This is a genomic window from Acididesulfobacillus acetoxydans, from assembly GCF_902729405.1.
GTDB classification, from domain to species: domain Bacteria; phylum Bacillota; class Desulfitobacteriia; order Desulfitobacteriales; family Desulfitobacteriaceae; genus Acididesulfobacillus; species Acididesulfobacillus acetoxydans.
Map to the genome: position 1 here is coordinate 3,101,917 of NZ_LR746496.1, position 23,987 is coordinate 3,125,903.

Sequence of the window (23,987 nt, forward strand, 5' to 3'; positions counted from 1 at the left end):
CAGGCGACCCCATGCCTTCCGCACCGGCAAAGGAAACCGCCCTTCCTCCTTTCGTTCGGCTCAACTTCAGCCCACCCCGCGGCCGCTATACCATAGCGTTGTTCTCTATTATCCATCACGTACCCATCAGGTCAAGCCCGTGGTTATTTTTATTATACCTTAACCGGCAGGCCGTAGCCAGCAGCTTAGAATATCCTCTCAGACCATACCCCTTAAAAACGCCAAACCCCGGATCGCTGATCCGGGGTTTCTCTACTGTACTGATCTGATACGTACTGATCTGATACGAGACTGCGTGAGCAATTTCGTCTTGCCCCCACGGCAGGTCCTTATTCGTCAAAAGTCAAGAATGGCCGCGGCAAATCTGCCAGAGCATTGACCATCAAATCCACCAGGCCGCCGTAATGAATATTAAACTTCGCCGTGGCTTCATAGTACTCGAACATGTCCCGAATCGCCCCTTTGCAATTAGAACAGGGAGCGCAGACATATTTTACGATGCTCGGATCGGCGACGGTGTCGGCAAAGGCGTCCAAGATCTGCTTGAACTTCATCCGACTGCTCACCTTGTTGCGAAAATCGAGGAAATTGAGCGAATTCATGATGGCAAAACCGCTGCCTCCCCCGCAGCAGTAATTGTAAACCCCATGGGGCGTCATCTCGCGGAATTTGGGAGCGATAATCTTGAGAATGTTTCTCTGGGGTTCAACAACCCCCATACCCCTGACCAGATTACAGGGGTCATGCAAAGTCACCGGAAAGTCGTTCCGACTGGGGTCAAACTTAAACGCCCCTTTTTGCACGGCATCCCAGAGGATGGGCAAGAAGCTTTCGACCGGAACCTTATCCTCTCCGTAAACCATACGGTCGCCCACCACAGCCGCCGCTTTATGGGCGTGCCCGCACTCCCCGATGACGATACGCCTGACACCCAACTCCAGGGCCGCTCTCTGCTGTGCCTGCACGATTTTCTTGGCTTGCGTGTCATCGTACCAGATACCGTAGTTCACACTGTCATAACCCACAAGCGAACTGCTGAGGGTCCAGTTCAACCCGGCCCGTTCAAAGAGAATGGCGAAAGCCGCCGGGTTCTCCGGCCAGGAGACAAACTCGCCGGCATTATGAATGAGAAGAATATCGGCACCCTTTTTATCCACAGGAACTTTGATTTTGAGCCCTGTCTGCTCTTCGATATCCTCTTCCATAAACTCAATATTATCGAGGAAAGCGGCCTTGTTGATCCCGGTCGAGGACCCGGTCTTAAGCTGCAGGACGGTTCCTTTATTGTGCAGAGGTGTGGGAGCGATTTCCAGTTCCTGACTGAAAATCTTACGGATTTCTTTCGCTATGATGGAATTGTCCAGTCCCAACGGGCAGGTCTGAGCGCAGCGACGGCAGAGATTACAACGATAGGCTAGTTCGCCTAAACGGGCGATCGTCTCCCAGTTGACATCAATATCCGCGCCCACAAATCCGCCCAGCAATTTCCCGCTCTTGGTAAAATACTTCTTGTAAATCTTGCGCAGGACCTCGGAGCGAAAAATCGGACGATAGAGTTCATTGTGCCCCGAAGCCTCATAGATATGACAGGCTTCCGAACAGGTGTTACACTTGGCGCAATAGTCAAACGTCAAACTCAGAGGCTGCAAAGCACCGTTGTTCGCATCCGTGAAAATCTTCTCCAAGCCGCTGAGGAACTTGCGCACGAACTCGTCTTCTTCCTCTTTCGTCTTGGGACGCTGCAAGGTGTCGACACCGACAAACCCGTCCAGAGTCGTACAATACTTTTCTTGCCAAGCCGGTTTAACCTCTTTAAAATCCGGTTCCATGCCGGGCTTGTCATAAGGGGCGGGCAGATCCATCACTTTATCCAGCTTCGTCACTTGTCCCCCGGCTCGCCCTATATCCGAGGGCTTTAAATCATTAACGTTTTCCATAGGAACACTCCTTTAGCCTCAGTTAGTTTTGCCCGGGGTGGCACCGTTCCCCTTGATATGCGGAGCGGACCACGAAGTGTGCGGCCGGTAACCCGCCGCTTTCTCCACATCTTTGCCGATGGCACTGCCGGGCGTATTCGGGCTGTTATCCCAGAGCACCTTATGGAAAGTAAAATACTTACCGACATAGTGGCTCATCTTGCTCAGCGGAATATAGAAAAACATAATACCCAGAAGAATAACGTGAAGAACCCCCACCCCACTTAGCACTAAAGGTTGAAGAGAGAGGGCCTGCTCCATCACCCCCAGAGGCCGGTCAAAAGAAGGGGCCAGGCTCCAGGCATAAATACCCGTACAGAGCACCAGGAAAATGAGCAGTAAATTGAAATACTCCTGCGGCGTGGTGTAACGCCTGAGAGAGCTGTCCGCCATCCGTTTGATGAGCAGGGTTCCCGAACCGAAAACCGCCAGCAGAAAACCTGCGACCCCGGCGATACCCAAAAGTATCTTGAGGACCAGTACAATTCCTGCCCCGGCACCCATAACCGCGACTCCGTTTAAGCCGGCCACCGCCAACACGGCCAAGAGCACAGTCCACCCCATCAGACAGTAGATTCCCAAATGAAAAGCATAAGAAAGCCACCAAAAAGGGCGTTGGTTATCAAATAGTTTCTTAATGAAGAGCATCTCTTTCAGCATGTCGATGATCTCCGCCCCATGAGAAACATGCCTTGGCTTGCGCCACCACTCCAGTTCTTCGTAATACGATCCTCCGTATTCCAGTCTTCCGCCCTCTTTGGGTATCGGATACAAATCCAACCGTCCGTGTATCGGCATCTTGGCGTACTCGGCAGCTTTATAGGCGGAAAAAGCCAGAAATAAAATGATGGCCAGTAAACTGTATAAAGTCAAAAACACTGCCCCAATCCCTTCCTCCCATTTGTTAATAATATCACTTTCAGTGTAAACATCCGCGTCCCATCTGTAAAGTTAGCATTTCTTATGCCACTATTCGAAAAACTTATACCTACTATAGTGGAGACGGCAGATCCTTCTTCGCGATACAGGAGCACAAAGACACCCGGCTTGCAACGCTGCGAAGGCTGTACAAACATCACCGTGATCACCGTGAAAAATCAGCATTATAAAGACATCTGTCTCCTACGCACACCGGGATTAGGGGCGTCTTTCAAGTGAAAGCCTGCCAAACCGCCATGCCACCCTCCATAAAGGAAATGTCTCCTTTAACTTTACTCTGGAGAAAACAGGCGGCTTCATAAGCCCGGATACCGAGACCGCAAAAGGTAACCAGGCCGGGGGACACCGGCAGGTCCCGATAGGTCTCTCTCAGCCGGCTCAGCGGCATATGGATGACGTTGGGAACCCGCAGCGGATCGGCATCAACCTCATCCTGCTCGCGCACATCCAGGACATGGGGGCCGGTCCCTGCTTGGATAAGCTCACGCAAAGCCCGCGCGGAGATGCTGTGCACTTTTCCGTTCCTTTTGTTCTCCAAGGCATAAGAAGCCTGAATCACCGCGTCCACAGCCGTGGCAAAAGGAGGAGCATAGCCCAAATCCAAATCGGCCAGATCCCGCACCGTCGCTCCGAAACTCAGCGCCGTGGCCAAGACATCCAAACGCTTGATCCCGTCACCCAGCCCGCACACCTGGGCCCCCAGCAGTTTTCCCGATGTCCGTTCGGCTACCAGTTTGAGAACAATACCGGCATGGAGAGCATAATAGTGAGTCGAGTCATAGCCGCTGGCAACCAAGGCCACGCAGTCATAGCCGGCCTTGACGGCCTCCTCTTCCGTTAATCCCGTCCGCCCGACGTTCAAATCAAAGGCCTGCATGACCGAAGTTCCCTCGACTCCGGCAAAAGACGAGTCCAATCCGGCCAGTCTGTCCGCAATGACCCGGCCTTGTTTGGCCGCCGTCGAGGCCAAAGGAATGAAGACCGGTTGTCCCGTCAGGCGATGCTTTTGCTCGGCGCAATCTCCCGCAGCGTAAATATAAGGATCGTCCGTCTGCAAGTGCTCGTCCACCCGAATCGCACCCGCCACTCCCAAGGAAAGCCCCGCTTCCTCCGCCAAGTGCACATTCGGGCGAACTCCCACGCTCACGATCACCAGGTCGGCAGCCCAACGTTCTTCCCGGCTGCGCACCCCGCAGACCCGGCCTTTGCCGTCATCTTCCAATTCCGTCACCAAGGAGCCCAGGCGCAAACCGATATGCCGCTTCTCCATCTCCCTCGCAACCAGGGGGGCCATATCACTGTCCAACAGTTTCGGCAAAACCTGTCCTTCCGATTCGCAGACCGTAACATTCACTCGGGCATGGCTTAGGGCATCCGCCACCTCCAGCCCGATCAGACCCGCCCCGATGATGGTGATGTTTTTCACCTGCTTCTGCCTGATTAACTGCCGGATGGCCGCTGCATCATCCGGGTGATGCAAGGGAAAGACGCCCTCCAGGCCGACTCCCGGCAACGGTGGCTGGAGAGGCCGCGCTCCCGTCGCCAGAACGAGGTAATCGTAGTCCAAAGACCACGTTTCCCCCGTCGTCAAAGAACGCAAGGTAACCCTTTTCTTGTCCCGCTCTATTCTTTCGGCCCGGGTGGCCGTCACAACCTCGATCCCCTTGTATTTGAGAAAGTACTCTCGATCACGAAGTACGCCGGTCGAAGTCCTCATGAGGTCATCCATTTCGGGAACCATATTGCCCAAATAAAGCGGCAAGCCACACCCGCCGTAGGAAATCAGGTTCCCCTGCTCAATTATAACAATCTCCGCATCTTGCCGCAAACGGCGCAGACGAGCCGCAACCTTGGGTCCGGTGGCTACTCCCCCAATAATGACAACGCGCATTTACCCCACTTCCCTTTCTCTTCCGCTTGTCATCTCTTAGTGTAGAAGAGTTATGGTTCACTGTAAAATTTCTATTTCTTATACCCGCCATTGTCTTATCTCATTAAGACCCGCCGTCAAGCCCGTCTTTCCAGACGTATCCCGTATCCCGTATCCCGTATCTCGTATCCCGTATCTCGTCAGACCGTCTTATCGAGCCCTGTCTTGTCAAGATCCCAGTCTCCTTTTGATGTGCTCGATTAAAATGTGGGCGCTCTCCCAATTTGTGGCAAGAGGAATGTTGTGCACATCACATAGGCGCAGCAAGGCGGAAATATCCGGTTCATGCGGTTGAGCGGTCAAGGGATCGCGTAAGAACACGACCATATCCAATGTTTGGCTGGCGATGCGGCTGCCTATCTGCTGATCCCCGCCGAGGGGACCCGACAGAACCGTAGTTACTTCCAGACCTGTTTCCCGGCGGATGAGTTTTCCGGTCGTACCGGTGGCGGTCAATTGGCAGCGGGCCAAAATTTCCCTGTGGGTCTGAACAAACCGGATCATTTCCGCTTTCTTGGCATCGTGGGCAATCAAAGCCAGGCGTAAAGTCCCTGAACCGTTATCCAAAACCAACAACCTCCTTTGCTTCGCTAATCCATTATAACATACCCGCAGCGGCCGGCAAAAGGCCGCGGGCTTCCGTGAAACGCCCTCCCTCCAAAGTCAAGACCCGGTCCATATGCGGCAGCACGCTCCGGTGATGCGTGATCAAGAGAACCGTCCGATCCCGGAAAAGGGAAAGAATGTCGGATATGACCTCGTTTTCTGTCTCCGGGTCCAAACCGGCCGTCGCTTCATCCAATATAAGGATGGGGGCGTCTTTGAGCAGGGCCCGGGCAATCGCCAGGCGTTGCCGCTGTCCGCCGGAAAGGCGGAAACCGCCTTCCCCGATCAGGGTGTCATAACCCTCCGGTAAACTCATGATGAACTCGTGCAATTTTGCTGAGCGAGCCGCGTTGATCAGCTCTTCTTCCGTCGCTTCGATATTGGCCAGGAGAAGGTTTTCACGCAGGGTCGCGTTAAATAAGTGCGCATCCTGAGAAACCACGCTGAATTGGCGGCGCACTTCATCGGGCCTGTCCCTCCCTATCTCCTCTCCCCGCAAGCGGATGCTTCCTGTTTCGTAGTCCCAAAAGCGCAGGAGAATGTTGACCAGGGTGCTCTTGCCCGCCCCGCTGGCTCCCGTGAGGGCCACCCTCTCTCCGCGCTTAAGGTCCAGGTCAAGGCCGCGCAGAACCCAGGTCCCGGCGCACGGGTAACGGAAAGAAAGGTTGCGGATACTGAGAAGAGGCGCCGGCGTTTGGCCGCTTGCCCGGGGATGGGTGCGCTGCGCACTCTCTCCTTTCGCCGCCGCCGGCGGGCTGGTACAAACGCCGGGCCGCGGTTCGATCAGTTCTCTCAGGCGTTGGGCCGCGCCCAAGCTTTGTTCAAGATTGGGAAAGACGAGCGGCATCGGCAGCAAAGCCTCAAAGCTGCTTGAGACCGCAAACGGCATCACCGCCAGAAACACCCCTGCCAACCGCCCTGCCATCACGTCCTGAATGGCCACGATGAGAACCATCCACATCCCCAAGTTCATTGTCAGACCTGTCGAAGCGGCGGCGAGCCCTTCGAGAAGTGCCGCTCTGCCTTGCAGCCGACCCAGCTTGCGGCTCCGGTCCGCCAGGTCCCTCCGCCGCTCGGCGGTCAAGCCAAAAGCCAGAATTTCCGCCATTCCTTGGACGCTGTCCAGCAAACCCAAATACAGTCCGGCTCGTGCTTGTGGCATTTCCCGCTGAGTACGGCGACCCAGGATTTTAATCAGCCAAGGTATCCCTATCCCCCCCGCCAAATAAAACAGGGCAAAGACCAGGCCATAGAGCAGATTAAACCCGACCAGGAAAAGACTCGATCCTATAAGAATGATGAAAGCGACGACCGGCGGAGCCAATACGCGCAGAAAAAAGTATTGCAAAGCTTCGATATCCGCTCCAATCCGACCGAAAAGGTCCCCGCTGGCGAACGAACTCAAACCGGCCGGGGCTAACGGTTCCAGGGCCCGATAAAAGGCAACCCTGATCGTGCTCAGAATGCGAAACGTCAGGTCATGTGAAACATAGCGTTCAAAATAACGGGAAACCGCTCTCAGCAAGCCAAAAAACCGCACACCGACAATCGCCGCCATCAAATAGAGAATGGGCGGATGCTCGGCCGCACGCGAGATCAGATAAGCCGAAGTCGTCATCAGCCCGATATGGCCGGCGATCGTCAAAGTCCCAAGCAGCAAAGCCAGGAAGACACGCCCCTTGTAGGGTGCGAGTTGGCGGAGCAGCCAAAGGATGTGGCTCATCCCGGATTCTCCTTCGTCGGCCTTGCCAGCGGTCCGACCACTGGCCGGATGGGGAGGCCGAAGTGCCGGAGCCTCCGCTGCGGCATCGTTCCCTTTCTCCCACTCCGGCTCTTCTCTCCGTCTCTCTGCCCCTTCTGTCAGCGTCTCTGCCCCCTCGATCCGTATCTCTGCCGCCTCAGTCCGTATCTCCGCCGCCTCAGTCCGTCCCTCTGCCGCGTCTCTCCGTCTCTCCGCCGCGTCTCTCCGTCTCTCCGCCGCGTCTCTCCGTCTCTCTGCCGCGTCTCTCCGTCTCTCTGCCGCGTCTCTCGCCCGCTCTCCTTCTTCTGTCCGCAGCTCCGCCTCTGCCGCCCTCTTTTTCGCGCTCTCCCTTATCAACCCTTCCTCCAAGACGAGAACCCGGTCGACCCACATCAGCGCGTTTTCACCGTGCGTAACCACCAGGACCGTCCGGCCTCGGCTGAGACTTTCAAGACTTGCATAAAGCTTTTCTTCATTGGCGGCGTCAAGACCCGTAAAAGGTTCGTCAAGCAAAAGCAAAGGCGCGTCTTTAAGAAACGCCCGGGCTACAGCCAGCCGTTGAGCCTGCCCGCCGCTCAAACGCGTTCCCTTCTCCCCGATTTGTGTCTCGTACCCATCCGGAAGCAAGGAGACAAACTCCTCCACCCCAGCCTTCTTAGCCGCCTCAAGCACATCCGCCCGCGACGCGTCCCTCCTTCCCAGGCGGATGTTTTCGTAAATGCTCGCGGCAAAAAGATGCGGATGTTGGGGAACATACGCCACCCGGCGCCGCCATTCCTCCTTATTCCAGACCCGGAGGGGCAGACCGCCGGCCGTGATCACCCCCCGGTCCGGTTCCGTAAATCCCATGAGGAGGCGGAGCACCGTACTCTTTCCCACCCCGCTTTGCCCGGTAAGGGCCACGCGCTCCCCCCGTCCAAGAGAAAAAGAGACCCCTTTCAAACAGGGTCTGCTCCTTCCCGGATAAGTGTAGCTCACCTGCTCAAAGGACAGAAATCCGCTGTCCTCCCGGACCCCTGCACAAGCGAAGGGCAAGAGCTCCCCGGCATTCCGGGCCCCTGCTAAAGCGGCTGAAACCCCTTCCGTCTCAGAAGCCGGCTCCGCCAGCAAGGCGAAAACTCTATTGGCGGCGCTAACCCCGCTCAAACTGGCATGAAACTGCGTTCCCAGCACTCTCAGGGGCTGATAGAGTTCGGGCGCCAACAGTAAAACAAACAAGGCGGTGGTAAAAGAAATGCCGCCCGCCAGCAGGCGCAATCCCAGAGCAACGGCGACCAATGCGGTACTGAGCGTCGCCAAGAGCTCCAGCACCAAAGCTGAAAGAAAAGCCACCCGCAAAACATCGAGAGTTGTCCGACGAAAGTTGTCACTGACCCTGCCGATCACCCGGCTTTGGGATTCACTGCGCCCGAACATTTTCAAAGTGGACAACCCTTGCAAGATATCGAGAAAATGGGCACTCATCCGGCTCATCTCCTGCCAATGCACCAGCGCCTTCTTCTCTGCCAGCTTACCGATGAGAATCATAAACAGAGGAATCAAAGGTGCCGTAATGAGGAGAATTAAAGCGCTCGTCCAGTCCGCGGGAAAGGCAAAAACAAGGATGATAGCTGGTATGAGAACCGCCAAAACCAGTTGGGGCAGATAGCGGGCGAAATACTCCTCCAGGGCTTCCACCCCGTCCACCCAGGTATTCAGGATCTCTCCGCTCCGCTCGCCCTGAACAAAAGCCGGACCGAGTTTAAATAAGTGAGCAGCCAAGCGCTGCCTCACCCGATCCTTGATCGCGGCCGCTCCCTCATGGGCCAAAACGATACCGGCGCCCTGAGCCGCGGCCTTAAACATTATGACCGCAAGGACGGGCACAAGCAAACCTTTGAGGGAAACCCGGCTCACTGCCAACGCCAAATAGCGCGCTTGCAGGACCGAGAGGACGGCAGCCAGCCCGCCCAGGATAAGGGCAGACCCCAGATAGCCTTTCACCTTCCAAGCCTCGCGGGCCAGTCTTTTGTCCAGCACCCTCAACACCTCCCCTTTTCCGGGACCCTCTCGACCTCAAGGGGCCCAGATACGCCTTCACTGCTTCAGGCTTCTTCCGGGCCCGCATCATCCCCGCCGGGGTTTAATAGTGGAGATTTTTGAAATTGACGCGCCGCCGAAATACCCAATAAGTCCAACCTTGATAGAGGAGCACGAAGGGGACGAGAATCAAGGCCACAATCGTCATGATTCTCAGGGTATATGGGCTGGAGGCGGCATTGTAGATCGTTAAACTCCATTGCGGCCGTAAACTGGAAACCATGACCCGGGGGAAAAGTCCCCAAAAGACCGAAGCGGTGAGAAAGAGTATGGTCAGGGCGTTGAAGACAAAGGCCCAGCCGGAACGGCCCCGGCGTACCGCGGCATAAGACAGGATCAAGGCCAATGCGGACAGAATCAGGACGAACCCCGCTCCTCCCCGGGTAAACAGATCCGTCTGCAAATAGGTGAGCAACGCGAACACCAGCACGAGCAGGATGGTCGCAAGCCCCGTTACCTTAGCGGCCCCTTGGGCTCTTTCAAGCAGCGAGGTCTCAGTCTTCAGACTCAGATAGAGGGCGCCGTGGTAAATAAAGAGAAAGAGAAGGGCCAATCCTCCCGTGAGGCTGTAAAGGCTGAGAAGATCCCAAAAGCCCCCGGCATACTGCAGGGCAGAATTGATGGGCACCCCATGCACCAGGTCGGCCACCGCGACGCCCCAGAGCAAAGCCGTAACCAAGCTTCCGCCGAAGAGAAGCCAATCCCAGAGTTTCCGCCAGATCACTCCCTCGTGGCTGCTGCGGAATTCGAACGAAACCCCGCGCACGATGAGAGCGATCAACATGAGAGCCAGCGCCAGGTAAAACCCGCTGAACAGGGTCGCGTACCAATTGGGAAAGGCGGCGAAAATCGCCCCGCCGGCCGTAATGAGCCAGACCTCGTTTCCGTCCCACACCGGCCCGATACTGTTCGTCAAAACACGCCTTTCGTCATCCGTCCGGCCCAAAAAAGGCAAGAGGACGCCCACCCCGTAATCAAACCCCTCGAGGAAGAAAAACCCGGTAAAGAGCACCGCAATCAGAATGAACCAAAGTGTGTTTAAGTCCACAGTGATGCCCCCCTTTCCATGCCTTTCCCGTTTGGATCCGTAACCGTTTCCTCAGGCCCCCTGCGGATATACTTCAATAGGAGAAAGCCGTCGGCCACCGCCAAAACCCCGTAGACCAATGTGAACAGGATCAGGGTCGTCAGAACTTCTCCCGCCGAGACCGAAGGCGACACGGCGGACGCGGTTTTTTGCAACCCGTAGACGATCCAGGGCTGCCGGCCCGTCTCGGCCATGTACCAGCCCGTAAAATTGGCGATATAGGGCAGGGGAACGGTCCAGACCAAAGCCTTGAGAAAACGTGTCTTCCCTTCCGGGAATCCCTTCTTCCATGAGAACCAAGCCGCCAGCAGCGCGGCCAGAACCAGCCACCCCCCAATCAAAACCATGATCCGGAAACTCCAGAACATCGGCGCCACCGGCGGGATGTAGTTGCCGGGCCCGTATTTCTGCACGTCCGCAGCCTGGAGTTCTTTAATTCCGGTCACTTTACCCCTAAAACTGTTGTGCGAGAGAAAGCTGAGCAGTCCGGGAACCTTGACGTCCATCGTGTTGTTTTCCGCTTTCTGGTCAATCGCCGCGATCACAGAAAAAGCGGCAGGGTTTTCGGTTTGCCATTGGGCCTCCGCCGCCGCCATGCTCATGGGCTGGGTGCGAACCAAATATTGCCCCTGCAAGTGCCCAATCGCCGCAGTGGCGAGGATGCTGATCAGAGCGAAAATCACGGCCAGCCGGAAGGAGCGCCGGAAAAGGTCCTGATACTTGTGGCGCAGCAAGTGGTAGGCGCTGATCCCCAGCACGAAAAAACCCGCTGTCGTAAAACCGCTGAGAACGGTATGGGGAAACTGATAAAAGACATGCGGGTTGGTCACGACAGCCCAAAAGCTGCTCATCTCCGCCCGGCCGTGGCGCAGCACGTAGCCCACAGGTTCCTGCATGAATGAGTTGGCGATGAGTATCCATAGGGCTGACAGGTTACTGGCGATGGCTACCAACCAGATGGTCAGGGCATGAACTTTCTTGGGCAGCCTATCCCAGCCGAATACCCAGACTCCCAAGAATGTGGATTCGATAAAAAAGGCCAAAAGAGCCTCAATGGCCAAAGGGGCTCCGAAAATGTCCCCCATAAAACGTGAATATTCCGACCAATTCATGCCGAATTGGAACTCCTGGACCAGGCCTGTGACGACGCCCATGGCGAAGTTGATGAGAAACAATTTGCCCCAGAATTGGGTCATTTTCTTGTAGGTTTCGTCACCCGTGCGGACGTACTGGGTCTCCATGATGGCGACTAGGACTGACAAACCCAGCGTCAGAGGAACAAAAAGAAAATGATAAGCTGTGGTTATACCGAACTGCAACCGGGCTAAGACCAATTCACTCATTCCGTTCTCTCCTCCCGTAAAAGTTTTTCAGCTCTTCCTCTGCAGTCCCGTCTCGGCCTCCTTACCCTCACCCAAGCAAGGGCCGAGGCCGCTCCGCATCACCTTCTTCCCCACAATTGAGTATGTATCCGGGAATGCCGGTGACCCTGCGGCTTCAGGCTCTCCTGAGCCTTTTCCCTCCGGAGTCAGTACCCCCGGAACCGGTGCCCCCGGAGTCAGGAGAGACGTTTCCCCCGTCCGGTAAATCCTCTGCCTTCTCGGGCACCCCGTCGTTCGATATTATTTTATTTGCTTTAAATACATTTGTCAACTTATTCTAACTACCTTATGATCATAATTCTAATCAATTTATCCGCATATTTCCACAAAGGTCACCCCGGCCCACGGGTATATGTCGCTCATAACCGCATCCAGCGAACTCCTGCCCCTTCTGTCCTCACTCCGTGGACATTTCTTTGGCCGACTCTTTGAAAAAGAGCGATCCTGGCTTGAAATTCGCCCGTTCGAAACATAAAATCCCCTGTGCCTGTCCACGATAACACGGGGCGAATTGATTGATAAGGTTCCTCAATATAGAATCAAATCGTGTCAACTTGTTTTCCCCCGCGCCAAAAGCTATACTTGATTCAGAAACTTGCGCAACCGGAAATAATACGGTGACGGCCTTTAGGGCATTCGCGCCAACCCAGGGGTGTTGCATGCTAAACAAAAAAATCTTGAAGAAGGACAACTATCTCCTCTATATCCCGGTGAAAAAATACCGCCACTGGGAACTCAGAAACGATGCGGTATTCCTGGTCTTTGAACATAACAAACCCGCAGAGAGGTTTCTGCACTGGCTGGTCAAAAAGCCCACTGTCAGCGACCTGGAACTCGACGGAGTCGGCTCGAAAGTTTGGTTGAACATAGACGGACAAAATACCGTCTACCAAATCGGCCAAAACATCAGCCGGGAATTAGGTCAGGCCTTCGATCCCGACTATCAAAGACTGACGCGGTTTCTGAATTACCTAAATAAGAAAGGCTGGATTTCTTTTACCAGAGGTCCGCAAAGTTAGGAGGATTATCAGATGGAAATCAACCGGAGAATTGACGCCCGCAGAGATGAACTGGTGCAAGCCGTACAGGAACTCGTCAGGATCAAGAGTGTCCAAGATGAACCGCAAGCAGGGATGCCCTTCGGCCCCGGAGTCGCGAAGTCTTTGGACAAAGCCCTGGACATTGCGGGGCAGCTCGGTTTCGAGACCGTTAACCTGGACGGTTACATCGGTTACGCCGAGTATGGCACAGGAGATGACTATATCGCGGTGTTGGGGCATTTGGATGTCGTCCCGGAAGGTGACGGCTGGCTCCATCCTCCCTATGGGGCGGAAATACATGAGGGCAAGATTTACGGCAGGGGAACCATGGATGACAAAGCCCCGATTCTGGCCGCACTCTTCGGGCTCAAAGCCCTTAAAGACTTAAACCTTCCTCTCACCAAGAAAGTCAGGGTCATCTTCGGCACCAATGAGGAAAGCGGCTGCAAGGAAATGGAATATTACTCGGAAAGAGAAAAAGAACCGGTTGGGGGTTTTACACCCGATGCCGAGTACCCCATTATCTACGCGGAAAAAGGGATTACAATTTTCGACGTGGTGAAGAAACTCGAGTCGGGCGGAAGCATCACCTATATCCGCGGCGGCCAGAGGGCCAATGTGGTCCCCGATTATTGCGAGGCCGGCCTCGCCGTCAAGGATGTGGAATGGCTCCTGAAGGCCGCGCAGCAATTCGCCTCTGAAACAGGCTGCGATTTGAAGGCTGAAAAGCAGGGGGACACCGTCGTCATTAAATCAAGAGGTGTAGCCGCCCACGGCAGTCTGCCTCAACTGGGCAAAAACGCCATCATGCAGATGTTTCAGTTTTTGGGCACTCTGCCCTTCGGCAGCCCCGAATTGACGGAGTTCATCAGCTTTTTCAACCGCAACGTGGGGTTTGAGACGGACGGACATTCCTTTGGCGTCGGCCTTGAGGACCGCGAATCAGGCAAACTTTCCTTCAACGTGGGCACGATTTCCATGCGCGAAGACGAAGTCAGAATGTCGCTCAACTTAAGGTACCCCGTTACCTTCAAGTATGACGACATGATGACTCCGTTTCAGGCTCGCCTGGCGGGGACCGGGATTGAGATCGAAAATATGATGCATCAGCCTCCTTTGTTTTTTCCGGAAGACCATCCTTTGATCAAGTCCCTGCAGAAAGTCTACACGGAACAAACCGGGAGGGAAGCCAAACTTCTGGCCATCGGCGGCGGTACCTATGCCAAGGAGATGCCGAACATTGTCGCCTTTGGGCCCATTCTTCCCGGAGAACCGGATCTTGATCATCAGGCTAACGAGTACATTAAAATTGAAGATTTGATCCAGAACGCCAAGATCTACGCCCACGCCATTTATGAATTAGCCAAGTAAACATCGGTGTGGTGAACCCCAGACCAAAAATCTCGCATCTCGTCCCGCAGCCACCGTCCGGCACGATGGCTGCTCTTTTTTATCTGCAAAAAAAGTGGAAACCCGCTGCCAACTGTGCTAATCTAAAAGCATCAACCCCCGGAACCGCACCCTGGGGGTTCACTCAATTCCAGGAGAATCAACTCCCCCCGCCTAACACCTTGATCGGTGTTTGCAATGAGAACTTGGGGAACCGTATCCGGTATTGCACGCCCCCAAGCCCGATTCATTATGCCACTCATCTGTTCAAGGATTTTCTTCAAGGATTTTATGGTCCATGTGTTATCCCTTTGGGACACAGCAAAGTGGGTTTCCCGGCGGTCAATGCTGAGGTTACAGCAAAGCGGCCCTGCTCCGGCCCGGCGCTGCCGCCGCCTCACGGCCGCCGGAGAAAACCGTCATTGAGGAGGGTTTCCCATGTCAGATCACCCGAGAAAACCGCACACCCGCCGCCCTAAAAACGTGGCCAGACGGCGTCTGATCCGGCGTACCCTAGGGATCATTTTTGGGGTTCTTGCCCTCGGCCTTCTCGCCTTCGTGGCTGTCGCCGCCGCTAAGACCCCTCAGTGGGACCCTTCGGCCCTCACCGGGAGAGAATCATCGATCGTCTATGATATGAACGGCAAAGAGATCGCCCAACTGCACGCGGGAGTGAACCGCCTGGTAGTCAAGTCCCAGGACATCCCACCTCTGGTTAAGCAAACTTTCGTCGCGGTTGAGGACAAACGTTTCTATTCCAACTTCGGCCTTGACTTTCAACGCATTATCAGTTCAGCCATTGCCGACCTGCGCTCAGGCAGCGCCAAGGAAGGCGCGAGCACGATTACCGTACAGCTGGCCCGCAACGCTTTTATCGCCAACCCCACGCAAAAGACTCTTACCCGGAAGATTCAGGAAGCCATACTCGCTTTGGAACTCGAGCACCGTTATACCAAAGACCAGATTTTAACTTTTTACTTAAACAAGATCTACCTGGGGGAGTCTGCTTTCGGCATCCGGGCCGCGGCGCAAGTTTATTTCGGCAAAGGCCTCAAGGATTTAACCCCGCCGGAAATCGCCCTTCTGGCCGGTCTGCCCCAGGCGCCCAGTGCTTATGATCCCTACATGCACCCCAAGGCGGCTAAATACCGGCGCAACATCGTCCTCGGCGTCATGAAATCGGCCGGACTGATCTCTCCCGCCGAATACGCCAAGGATTTGAACGCACCATTTAACTATGTCGACCAGGTGAAAAAATCCCACGGTCAGGGTGTTAACAAAGCGGGAGATGGCGCCGCTTATCCCTATCCCTATTTCATCGATTATGTCATTTCCCAGCTGGAACACACTTATAACCTGACAGCCCAACAGATCTTCTCCGGCGGGCTCAAAATCTATACCACGGTTGACCCGAAAATTCAAACGGCGGCGGAAAAGGTCTATTCCGATCCGGCCAACTTCCCGCCTTCCCTGCCAAACTCGCTCATTCAGAGCGCCATGACCGTCGTTGACCCTGCCACAGGCTCGATCCGCGCCATGATCGGAGGGCGCGATTACACACCTATGGGACTGAACCGGGCTTGGCAAACCCTGCGGCAACCCGGTTCGACGATCAAGCCGTTGGTCGATTATGCCCCCGCTTTAGAAAAAGGCGGTTTCTTTCCCGGCACCGTCCTGGATGATATGCCGGTGACTTTCAATCTGGGAGGAGGACAAACCTGGAGTCCCACCGACTTCGACACCGCGACAGTCGGCTGGAAAGGCCTTATCACCATGCGCTTCGCCTTGGAGGACTCCGTCAATGTTTATGCCGCCAAACTCCTTCAACTCATCGGAGTCGATTATGGCTGGCAGTTCGCCAAAGAGAGACTGGGCCTGCCCTTAACCAAAGCGGACCGGGTGCCCAGCCTGGCTTTAGGCACAGCCCGCGTTTCCACCCTGGATATGGCTTCCGCCTACGGCGTCTTTGCCAACAACGGCATCCGGGTAACCCCTCACGCCATTACCAAAGTACTCGATGCCAACGGCAAGCCGTTGGTTCAACCCACTATTGTCACTCAGCGGGTGATGAAAGCCACCACCGCCTACCTGATGAATAACCTGCTGCACAGCGTCGTCACCAATGGTACGGCCTACAATGGCAACATTCCGGGGTGGTACGTCTGCGGCAAGACGGGAACCACTTCCCTGCCGGCCAGCTACGGAAATAAGGTGGGCAGCCCCGATGCCTGGTTTGCCGGCTATACACCCCGCTATGCCGCCGTAGTCTGGATGGGTTACGACTCAGACCCGGACGGCAGGCACTATTTGCACAATGTCTTTGGGGGTTCGTATCCCGCCGAAATCTGGAAAAAGGTCATGGAAGCGGCTCTGCAGGGCCTTAAGCCCGAACCCACCATTCCCCAGCCGCCGGGCATCGTGAGCGGGCAGATAGACACAAAATCCGGGCTCTTGCCCAGCAGTCTCACCCCGCCGCAGTTCATCAAGACCGAAATCGCGGCCGCCGGCAACTTTCCCACCCAGGTGAGCAATGTCTGGGTCCAGAAGGAAGTGGACGCTGCCAACCCCAATTATTTAGCCGGACCCAACACTCCCAACAAAATCACCAAGGTCTTCCTCAATCTTCCGGACCGGGATCCTTCCATCCCCTGGCCGCCCGACGAAGCGCCTTACCGTCCGCCGACGGCTTACGCCCCCGGCAGCGGGGCTCCGGGGGCAGGGGCCGGAACCTCTCCCCCGGGTGGAAGCAATCCGCCGGGAACTTCCGGTCCGCCCGGGGCGAACGCCATTCCCACCCCAGCCTTGGCGCCGCCCATCTCGTATGATGCCAAGTCCGGTCAAGCCACTGTCGGCCTTAACCTACCCGCGGGCAGCAGTCAGTATTCGGCTTTCCTCTATGTGCAACCTCCCGGCCAAGCCGCAGGCATCACCATTCCGATACAAAATCCCGTGGAAGGAAATTCCACGGTCCAATTTCCCCTCACGCCCGCTAAACACTCTCCCCCAACCGGCACCTACCTCATTTACGCCTATCTCAAGGACAACACCTCCGGGACAGAGGGGCCCCGCTCCCAACCTGTTTCACTTAGGATCAGACGTTAAAGACACCGACATTCTGACGGTGAGCTAAAGCTAAGGGGTCAGGTCGACAAAAACCTGACCCCTTAGCCTTTTTCGGCCTATCCAAGCGACAACATATCTTTCATCTTCGCTATATCACCTTGACATTTTCCGGATGCGAAGTCATATCGCAAAATCAAACAGGTCAAGGCGGCAGGCAGCATCCCCCCAGTCTTTTGCGCCGCATCCGCCACATACTCCCCCCAAGCCCTGCGCAAATCCCGCGCTTCGGTCCCGTGCCCGAAAGACCAATTGGCAACGCTCACGAAACGGCTTCCGGCACCGCTCTGCCCGAGCGCCGTTTCGCGCAGTTCCGCCATAACCTCTATTCCGTATCCTTCATCATCATCAAAATACCAGACAAAATATAGTTTCCTGTACTCCGCTTCTTTGCCGGCTAACCCTCCGGGTTCCACTGCGCCACCCGCTTTCTTCTCGTTTCCCCACCCATTATACTCCGGTACCGGCAAATGAAAAAGCGCGGGCTGGGTTGCCGCTCGACCCTCCGGTCGCATCTGACTCACGACCGTTCACGGTTCCTTTTCGACCGTTCACCCTTAGATCTCTTGACTTTTACCAAGACGGAAGTTCTACTAGCACAAGTTTTCTGAAAGTACGTTTTTGCACAAGACTGGGTGTATAATGTGGTTGAAAGATAAATTTTTACCGCACACTACCGGGGAGGTTGATTGATATGACTGCTTTCCAAGTTCCCATCGAGATCTCCAACCGTCACGTTCATCTGACGCAAGAGCATGTGGAGGCTTTATTCGGGCCCGGCTACACTTTGACGCCGTCTAAGTTTCTGAGCCAGCCCGGTCAATTTGCGTGCGAGGAAACCTTGACTTTGGTAGGACCGAAAGGGAGCCTGAATGGGGTTCGTGTTCTCGGGCCGGTACGAAAGCAGTCTCAAGTTGAGTTGGCGACCACAGACACTTTCAAGCTGGGCGTACGTCCTCCCGTCAGGGACTCGGGCGACTTAGCGGGAACTCCGGGCCTGGAACTGGCGGGGCCCAAAGGCAGCGTTATCTTGGCGTCCGGGGTCATCATAGCAGCCAGGCATATTCACATGACTCCCAGCGATGCCGCTCAATATGGGGTTGTCGACGGTGCCTATGTGCGCTTTGAGATACCCGGTCTGCGCGGGGGAATCTTCAATAATGTTCTGGTCCGCGTCAGTGCCAATTCTCATCTTAATATACACATTGACACGGACGAGGGCAATGCTTTTTCAGTCCGCAACGGGGATATGGTCTTGGTTACAACGGACGGGCTGACGCTGGCCGCTCGCTAGACGCGGCCGGACTTTCACTTGACTTGGTTTCATGACTCTGTCTTATGGCTCAGCCTCGGCACTAACCGCCTTCGCGCAACGAAGTTCATACAACAAACGGATCAAACTGGGAGCGTGTATCCGCGCGGGCGGCATGCATGCTCTTCTATTTTTTGTCTCAAGTTGCCAATCTTCTGCGGGACGGGATGAAAACACTTGCGTCAGCCATTTTGCCGCCGGTCTTGAGCAGGCACGGCGCCGGCTGCTTTTCTGATATGTGTCTTCCGCGACAGGATTCGTCCCAATGGCCTATTCACTCCACTTTGTGAATGGGTAGTTGTAAACCAGATGTGAATCAGGCTTGACCAAATCTTAACACGATTTTCGCATAGCTTTAAGGACTCTCTCAAAAACTTCCTTTATAGTTTATAGAGGAAGGTTAATACTAAATCTGGTGAAAAGCGGATAATGGATACGAAACCCGCTCTGCCGCCTCAAACCGTACCTGCGTCTTCAGTGCGTCAGGTACGGCATACGCCCTTTGCGCCCAAGAGCCGAGGCGTTACACCAGAACAAAGGAGATTGCATGAGAGTATTAGTTACCGGCGGTGCCGGGTTCATTGGTTCTCACACGGTCGACACCCTGCTCAATCAGGACCACGAAGTCGGTGTATTGGATAACTTTTCAACCGGCAGGCCGGCCAACCTGCCTCTCCGCGAAATCCCGGTCTTTGCGACAGACCTGCGTACTTATGACGCTGTCGCCCGGGCCCTTCGCTCCTTCCGGCCGGACGCCGTCATTCATTTAGCGGCCCAGGTAAGTGCACCGGAATCCTTGCGAAATCCTCGCCTTGACGCCGAGGTTAATCTTATGGCTTCGCTTAACCTTATTGACAATGCCATCCACAGCGGTGTCCGCCGTTTCGTCTTCGCTTCCTCGGCAGCCGTTTTCGGCATGACCGATCCCGGCGAATTGCCTTTGACCCTGTCAACACCCACTCGTCCACTCTCCCCTTACGGCAGAAACAAGCTTCTGGTAGAGAAATTCCTGCGTACAGAAAGTCTCACCGCCTCTCTGGAGAGCGTCATTTTACGATATAGCAACGTATACGGCCCCCGTCAGAATCCTGCCGGAGAGGGGGGTGTAGTCGCCAAATTCTGTCTGGCTGCGGTTCTGGGAGAGCCTTTGCTCATTGAGGGAGACGGACTTCAGACCAGGGATTTTGTTTATGTCGAAGACATAGCCCGAGCCAACGTCTTATCTCTCACCGCCGCCACAGGGACTTATTTGGCGGGTAGCAGCCGCGAACACAGCATACAGCAATTAGCCCAACTCTTTCGGGCGTTGAAAGCAGATATTCACCTGCGTCACACGGCCGCCCGCCCCCGTGATATCCCCCGCAGCTTTTTTGCCCCCAGCGATCTGCCAGTCGGCTGGCAACCGAAAGTCCGGCTGCGTCAGGGACTCGCCAAAACTCTGGCTTATTGGGAAAAGAGCGTACAGCCTCACGATTATTTGCCCGGTCAGGTGAGGAAGGCCGGTCATTGAGCAGGGACCTATCCTGCGGGGTTTTGCCTTATTAGACAATTGCGGAAGAAATGCTGGTGAAGTTAGTTGTGAACCTAATTTATGTTACCGCGAGTTTTCCCTATGGCCCAGGCGAGGCCTTCTTAATTCCCGAGATCAATGAGCTCATTAAGCAGGGTCATAAAATATCCATTCTCCCGCTTTACCCGCGCGGGGACCTCCTTCATAAAGACGCGCTGCCTCTTCTTGCAAACACCGAAACCGTCCCTCTGCTCTCTCCCCGGCTTCTCCTTTCCGCACTGGTTCATCTTCTAAAACATCCGGCTCTGCTGCCGCAACTTCTGGCTCTGATCGGCCGCGGCCAACCAAAGATCCTGCTGAAGAACCTCGCCGTTCTGCCCAAAGCCCTATGGTTGGCGCGATTCGCCTCGAAATGCGGTGCCGAGCACATTCACGCCCATTGGGCGACGACAACAGCCACCGCCGCCTGGGTAGCTGCAACCGTAACCAGACTGCCCTGGAGTTTCACCGCTCACCGTTGGGACATCGTCGAGAACAACCTGCTGCCGCAAAAGCTCACCTCCGCCGCTTTTGCCCGTTTCATCTCCCTGAGCGGCCTCAGAATGGCGCAAGAGATCACACCGTTGCCAGGGGGCAAATGTTTTGTCTTGCACATGGGGGTTTCCCTGCCCCCCTCTTCCACCCGACCTCCCTCTTCTTCTCAGTCCGCCTCCCCGTCTCAGCCCTACCCGGGCTTCCGGACTTCACCGGCAGCCGAGGCTCAAGCCCCTGTCCTCTTTTGTCCGGCAAATCTCATCCCTGTCAAAGGGCACCGCTATTTGCTGCTCGCCTTGGCCCTTTTAAAGGGCCGTCAAGTCAATCCAACCCTCTGGCTCGCCGGACAGGGCGAACTACTGGGCGAGCTCCGGCACTGCTGCGAGAAACTGGGCCTTGCCGGCCAAGTCCGCTTTTTGGGCCAAGTGGCGCATGAACAGCTCATAGGTTTCTATGCTTCCCGAACCGTCTCAGCCGTAGTCCTTCCCAGCGTCGACCTGGGACACGGCCTGCACGAAGGAATTCCCGTTTCTCTCATGGAAGCGATGAGTTTCGGAATTCCCACGATTTCAACCCAAACCGGAGGCATCCCCGAGTTGCTGGCAGACGACGCCGGGCTTCTCGTCCCGGCCAAGGACGCTCAAGCTTTGGCCGCTGCCATAGAAAGGCTGCTGTCGGACAGCAAACTGAGGGCGGAGGTCGCTCTTAAGGGGTATCAACGCATCTCCGATCAGTTCTCTGCCAGCCGGACAGCAGCCGAATTAAATATGGCTTTTCAGGGTCACGCCGAGGACCGCAAGAACCGGCGGGCATCCTTCCTTCCCACGTATCTGCTTTGATGACCGACTTTTTTGCCTTGTTTAAATGAGCGGCATCCGGCTCCTCAGCCGGGCTCTCCGCAACTCGCAGATTCAGCCAGCCACTTTTCTGCCGCGTAATCAAGCGGCAGAGTGCGAATGTCTTCCCAGACCCAATCATCCACCCAACGCTCTCTGGCGTCAAACTCCTTGAAATATCCCCCACATGTTTGGCAAACCACTATCTCCACGCCGGGGTAACTTTCCGACCGGAGATAAGTTTGCTCCTTAGCTTGCTCACTTCCGCAGAGAATACAACCCACCCGCTTACCTGCCCACTCGTGACCGCAAACCCGGCAGAAGAGATGGCGTTTCCCCACTGGCGGCAAGACCAGGGAAAGGAGCGATTGCTCACCGCAGACCGGACAAACAGGCGATAGCCAATTGTGCCCCGCCGCCTCCAGCTCTTCGGCAGAGTACTGCCGTCTGGCCAGTCCAGCAACCCCGGCCAAAGCAATCCGCAGCCGTCCCAACATGTCCGCTTCCGCCAAGGTCCCGCTCGCTTTAAACTGCTCAAACCGCTGAACCGTTTCCTCAGGGCTGCAAGCCCGCCCTGAGGCGGCATTAAGCTTGTGCCAAAGTTCAATCACACTTTTCTCCGGCAAGCGCCCGATCGTAAAGTAGGGGCGTATTGCCCGGCTCTCGGGCTCACGGCGCCCGTCATCATATGTTTCCCGCGCGTCGGCAGACCTCTTCGAGCGCAGGTCCCCGGAAGCCGACGCATTCTCAGCCTGCCACGCCAGAACAATCTCCTGTAAGAGCCGGTAAATTCTCCGGGCCTCCCCCAAATCCGGTTCTTCCGTCCGGCTGGCTTTCTGCCTTTGACCCCGGACTCCATCCGCCACCACTTTTAAGACGTCTCCCCTATGCTCGCTCATTGTCTGCCTCCCACCGGACCGAAACTCACGCTTACATACGCTCCTAATCGAATCACGAGACTCCCGCTTCTACAAGTGGAAGCGGTTCCCCGTACTCTTGACCTCATTATACCAAGCGGCATGATGGGATTGGGCAAATTTCACGGGGACATAGCCGTTTAGCATACCAAAAATTGACGCGCGGGAATCGGGGTGCAGAAGACCGAGGTACATATGCCCGATCACCGCCGCCGTCATCACAAACATCGACAAATCGTGAATAGGGTAAGCCCAGCGCACAAGTCCGGGCGGAAAACTCCCCCGAAACCACATGACAATCCCGCTTAAAGTGATGAAAACGGAGCCGAAGATCGTGAGCAGCGAATTGATCTTCTCACCGCCGTTAAACTTTCCCTGAGGCGGATACTCGCCATGCCCGCCGAAAAATTCTTTCGGGAAAGCGCCGATGTGCCGCCGGTCAGCCTTCGAAAAACTGAAGGCCGATTTCAACCATTCCCAATGGTAGCGGGGATCCCCGATGAAGAACATGGCGGCTACTACGACAACGAAAATCACGGCGACCACGCGGTGGATCACCCTGGCTGCTTGAACTCCGCCGAAGAGAGAAAGGACTGGGCGAAACCACAAACTCAAAATTCCCAGACCCGTAATCAGCAGGAGAAAGAAAGAAATCGCGTGCACCCAGTGACTGAACCGCTCCCCGCGCGTAAAACGCAAAACCCGATCTTGCTCTGCCGCAGCCGAGCTTTTTGAACCTTTTCCCTGTCTGTCCTCAGCAGCCACTACTTTTTCCCTCCTTTCGCAGAACGGCGTTCCCCGCCGTCCGGCGGACCGCCTTCCCGCCGATAACCGCCTCGGAGCAAGTTACCCAAGACTCCGACGACCACTGCGGCCGCGGCCCCGCCCACGGCCACAGTTCCCACCGGCCGGATGACATCTTGCCACAGCGTCAGAGAGACGGGAACGGCCGGGTGCTGCGGCAAATGGTAGACCTCAGGCGCATCGAGCAGGAGATAGACATAGGTCGTCCCTCCCATCTCCTGCTCGCCGTAAAGCCGGGCCCGGGGGTAACGCCGGCGGACTTCGTTCAGACGCTCTTTCGCTTTGGCCAGCAGCGCTTCCCGCTCTCCGTATTGAAGAGCACCGGGCTGACAGGTCTGGACGCAGGCCGGGGTCAAACCGTTCTCCACCCGGTCCACGCAGCCGGTACACTTGTAGGCCTTTTTGCGAACGGCATCCACTTTAGGTACCCCGAAGGGGCAGTTTTCCGCACAATACCCGCAGCCGATGCATTTGTCCTGATCAATGACCACCAGACCGTCAGCACTCTTGCTGATGGCTTTCGATGTACAGGCTTTGAGACAGGCGGGATCCCCGCAGTGAAAACACTGAGCCTTGCGCATAAAGAAATCCATGGTTTTGTTGCGGTACAGTTCGATAAAGGTCACATAGGTCCAGGTCTTGGGGGTGAAATCCTTCATGGTCTGATAGCTCTCAATGAGATGGGTCTTCTCAGCCGGCAGATCGTTCCATTCCTTGCAGGCGACCGTACAGGCTTTACACCCCGTGCACTTGGATGTATCCGCAAAAATCATTTTTCTCGCCAT

The 23,987-nt window shown here is 55.6% G+C and carries 17 protein-coding genes; 6 read left to right on the forward strand and 11 right to left on the reverse strand.

Annotation, left to right across the window (positions count from 1 at the left end; translation table 11 throughout):
• Nucleotides 1-329 precede the first annotated feature (329 nt).
• The 7 genes from MNU25_RS13775 to MNU25_RS13805 form a co-directional block, all read right to left on the reverse strand.
• The gene (locus tag MNU25_RS13775) at nucleotides 330-1,937 is read right to left on the reverse strand and encodes a (Fe-S)-binding protein (RefSeq protein WP_240985588.1); all 1,608 of its coding nucleotides are present in this window, start codon (nucleotides 1,935-1,937) and stop codon (nucleotides 330-332) included.
• A gap of 18 nt (nucleotides 1,938-1,955) precedes the next feature.
• Nucleotides 1,956-2,855 (reverse strand): nitrate reductase gamma subunit, encoded by a 900-nt coding sequence (locus tag MNU25_RS13780; protein WP_240985589.1) that lies wholly within the window; start codon nucleotides 2,853-2,855, stop codon nucleotides 1,956-1,958.
• A 271-nt stretch (nucleotides 2,856-3,126) separates the two neighbouring features.
• Nucleotides 3,127-4,806 (reverse strand): FAD-dependent oxidoreductase, encoded by a 1,680-nt coding sequence (locus MNU25_RS13785; protein ID WP_240985590.1) that lies wholly within the window; start codon nucleotides 4,804-4,806, stop codon nucleotides 3,127-3,129.
• Nucleotides 4,807-5,013: 207 nt separating this feature from the next.
• Nucleotides 5,014-5,412 carry a methylglyoxal synthase gene (mgsA, locus tag MNU25_RS13790; protein ID WP_261487436.1) on the reverse strand — a complete coding sequence of 133 codons (399 nt, stop codon included), beginning with the start codon at nucleotides 5,410-5,412 and terminating at the stop codon, nucleotides 5,014-5,016.
• Nucleotides 5,413-5,443: 31 nt separating this feature from the next.
• Complete coding sequence (gene cydD, locus MNU25_RS13795) at nucleotides 5,444-9,211, reverse strand: thiol reductant ABC exporter subunit CydD (protein WP_240985591.1); 3,768 nt, start codon at nucleotides 9,209-9,211, stop codon at nucleotides 5,444-5,446.
• A 103-nt stretch (nucleotides 9,212-9,314) separates the two neighbouring features.
• A complete protein-coding gene (gene cydB, locus MNU25_RS13800; RefSeq protein ID WP_240985592.1) occupies nucleotides 9,315-10,319 on the reverse strand; it encodes a cytochrome d ubiquinol oxidase subunit II in 1,005 nt (334 codons plus the stop codon).
• Complete coding sequence (locus tag MNU25_RS13805; protein ID WP_240985593.1) at nucleotides 10,310-11,701, reverse strand: cytochrome ubiquinol oxidase subunit I; 1,392 nt, start codon at nucleotides 11,699-11,701, stop codon at nucleotides 10,310-10,312. The genes cydB and MNU25_RS13805 overlap by 10 nt, the downstream gene beginning before the upstream one ends.
• Before the next feature lie 698 nt (nucleotides 11,702-12,399).
• Between MNU25_RS13805 and MNU25_RS13810 the strand changes: the two genes are divergently transcribed.
• The 3 genes from MNU25_RS13810 to MNU25_RS13820 all read left to right on the forward strand — a co-directional run bounded on the left by MNU25_RS13810 (nucleotide 12,400) and on the right by MNU25_RS13820 (nucleotide 17,271).
• Nucleotides 12,400-12,759, forward strand: a complete 360-nt coding sequence (locus tag MNU25_RS13810) for a PqqD family protein (RefSeq protein WP_240985594.1) — start codon at nucleotides 12,400-12,402, stop codon at nucleotides 12,757-12,759.
• Nucleotides 12,760-12,771: 12 nt separating this feature from the next.
• Nucleotides 12,772-14,151 carry a dipeptidase PepV gene (gene pepV, locus MNU25_RS13815; protein ID WP_240985595.1) on the forward strand — a complete coding sequence of 460 codons (1,380 nt, stop codon included), beginning with the start codon at nucleotides 12,772-12,774 and terminating at the stop codon, nucleotides 14,149-14,151.
• Nucleotides 14,152-14,607: 456 nt separating this feature from the next.
• Entirely contained in the window at nucleotides 14,608-17,271 is a 2,664-nt protein-coding gene (locus tag MNU25_RS13820; RefSeq protein WP_240985596.1) for a transglycosylase domain-containing protein, read from the forward strand.
• 77 nt (nucleotides 17,272-17,348) lie between these two features.
• On the opposite strand, the gene MNU25_RS13825 is transcribed toward MNU25_RS13820, so the two are convergent.
• Nucleotides 17,349-17,813 (reverse strand): hypothetical protein, encoded by a 465-nt coding sequence (locus MNU25_RS13825; RefSeq protein WP_240985597.1) that lies wholly within the window; start codon nucleotides 17,811-17,813, stop codon nucleotides 17,349-17,351.
• A 170-nt stretch (nucleotides 17,814-17,983) separates the two neighbouring features.
• On the opposite strand from MNU25_RS13825, the gene pduL reads away from it, so the two are divergent.
• The 3 genes from pduL to MNU25_RS13840 all read left to right on the forward strand — a co-directional run bounded on the left by pduL (nucleotide 17,984) and on the right by MNU25_RS13840 (nucleotide 21,484).
• Nucleotides 17,984-18,583, forward strand: a complete 600-nt coding sequence (gene pduL / locus MNU25_RS13830; protein WP_240985598.1) for a phosphate propanoyltransferase — start codon at nucleotides 17,984-17,986, stop codon at nucleotides 18,581-18,583.
• A gap of 565 nt (nucleotides 18,584-19,148) precedes the next feature.
• Complete coding sequence (locus MNU25_RS13835; protein WP_240985599.1) at nucleotides 19,149-20,111, forward strand: NAD-dependent epimerase/dehydratase family protein; 963 nt, start codon at nucleotides 19,149-19,151, stop codon at nucleotides 20,109-20,111.
• Nucleotides 20,112-20,167: 56 nt separating this feature from the next.
• The gene (locus MNU25_RS13840) at nucleotides 20,168-21,484 is read left to right on the forward strand and encodes a glycosyltransferase family 4 protein (protein WP_240985600.1); all 1,317 of its coding nucleotides are present in this window, start codon (nucleotides 20,168-20,170) and stop codon (nucleotides 21,482-21,484) included.
• A 44-nt stretch (nucleotides 21,485-21,528) separates the two neighbouring features.
• Here the strand turns inward: MNU25_RS13840 and MNU25_RS13845 are convergent, their stop codons facing one another.
• The 3 genes from MNU25_RS13845 to MNU25_RS13855 all read right to left on the reverse strand — a co-directional run bounded on the left by MNU25_RS13845 (nucleotide 21,529) and on the right by MNU25_RS13855 (nucleotide 23,987).
• Complete coding sequence (locus MNU25_RS13845; RefSeq protein ID WP_240985601.1) at nucleotides 21,529-22,380, reverse strand: formate dehydrogenase accessory protein FdhE domain-containing protein; 852 nt, start codon at nucleotides 22,378-22,380, stop codon at nucleotides 21,529-21,531.
• Between the two features lie 69 nt (nucleotides 22,381-22,449).
• Nucleotides 22,450-23,163 carry a formate dehydrogenase subunit gamma gene (locus MNU25_RS13850; protein WP_240985602.1) on the reverse strand — a complete coding sequence of 238 codons (714 nt, stop codon included), beginning with the start codon at nucleotides 23,161-23,163 and terminating at the stop codon, nucleotides 22,450-22,452.
• Nucleotides 23,163-23,987 carry a 4Fe-4S dicluster domain-containing protein gene (locus tag MNU25_RS13855; RefSeq protein WP_240985603.1) on the reverse strand — a complete coding sequence of 275 codons (825 nt, stop codon included), beginning with the start codon at nucleotides 23,985-23,987 and terminating at the stop codon, nucleotides 23,163-23,165. Before MNU25_RS13855 ends, MNU25_RS13850 begins: the two co-directional genes overlap by 1 nt.

Excerpts from the sequence above, each read along its gene's own strand:
- MNU25_RS13820 (WP_240985596.1), top strand. The coding sequence starts at position 14,608 with ATGTCAGATCACCCGAGAAAACCGCACACCCGCCGCCCTAAAAACGTG.
- pepV (WP_240985595.1), top strand. The coding sequence starts at position 12,772 with ATGGAAATCAACCGGAGAATTGACGCCCGCAGAGATGAACTGGTGCAA.
- pduL (WP_240985598.1), top strand. The coding sequence starts at position 17,984 with ATGACTGCTTTCCAAGTTCCCATCGAGATCTCCAACCGTCACGTTCAT.
- MNU25_RS13810 (WP_240985594.1), top strand. The coding sequence starts at position 12,400 with ATGCTAAACAAAAAAATCTTGAAGAAGGACAACTATCTCCTCTATATC.
- MNU25_RS13835 (WP_240985599.1), top strand. The coding sequence starts at position 19,149 with ATGAGAGTATTAGTTACCGGCGGTGCCGGGTTCATTGGTTCTCACACG.
- MNU25_RS13775 (WP_240985588.1), bottom strand. The coding sequence starts at position 1,937 with ATGGAAAACGTTAATGATTTAAAGCCCTCGGATATAGGGCGAGCCGGG.
- MNU25_RS13845 (WP_240985601.1), bottom strand. The coding sequence starts at position 22,380 with ATGAGCGAGCATAGGGGAGACGTCTTAAAAGTGGTGGCGGATGGAGTC.
- MNU25_RS13855 (WP_240985603.1), bottom strand. The coding sequence starts at position 23,987 with ATGGCGAGAAAAATGATTTTTGCGGATACATCCAAGTGCACGGGGTGT.
- MNU25_RS13785 (WP_240985590.1), bottom strand. The coding sequence starts at position 4,806 with ATGCGCGTTGTCATTATTGGGGGAGTAGCCACCGGACCCAAGGTTGCG.
- MNU25_RS13805 (WP_240985593.1), bottom strand. The coding sequence starts at position 11,701 with ATGAGTGAATTGGTCTTAGCCCGGTTGCAGTTCGGTATAACCACAGCT.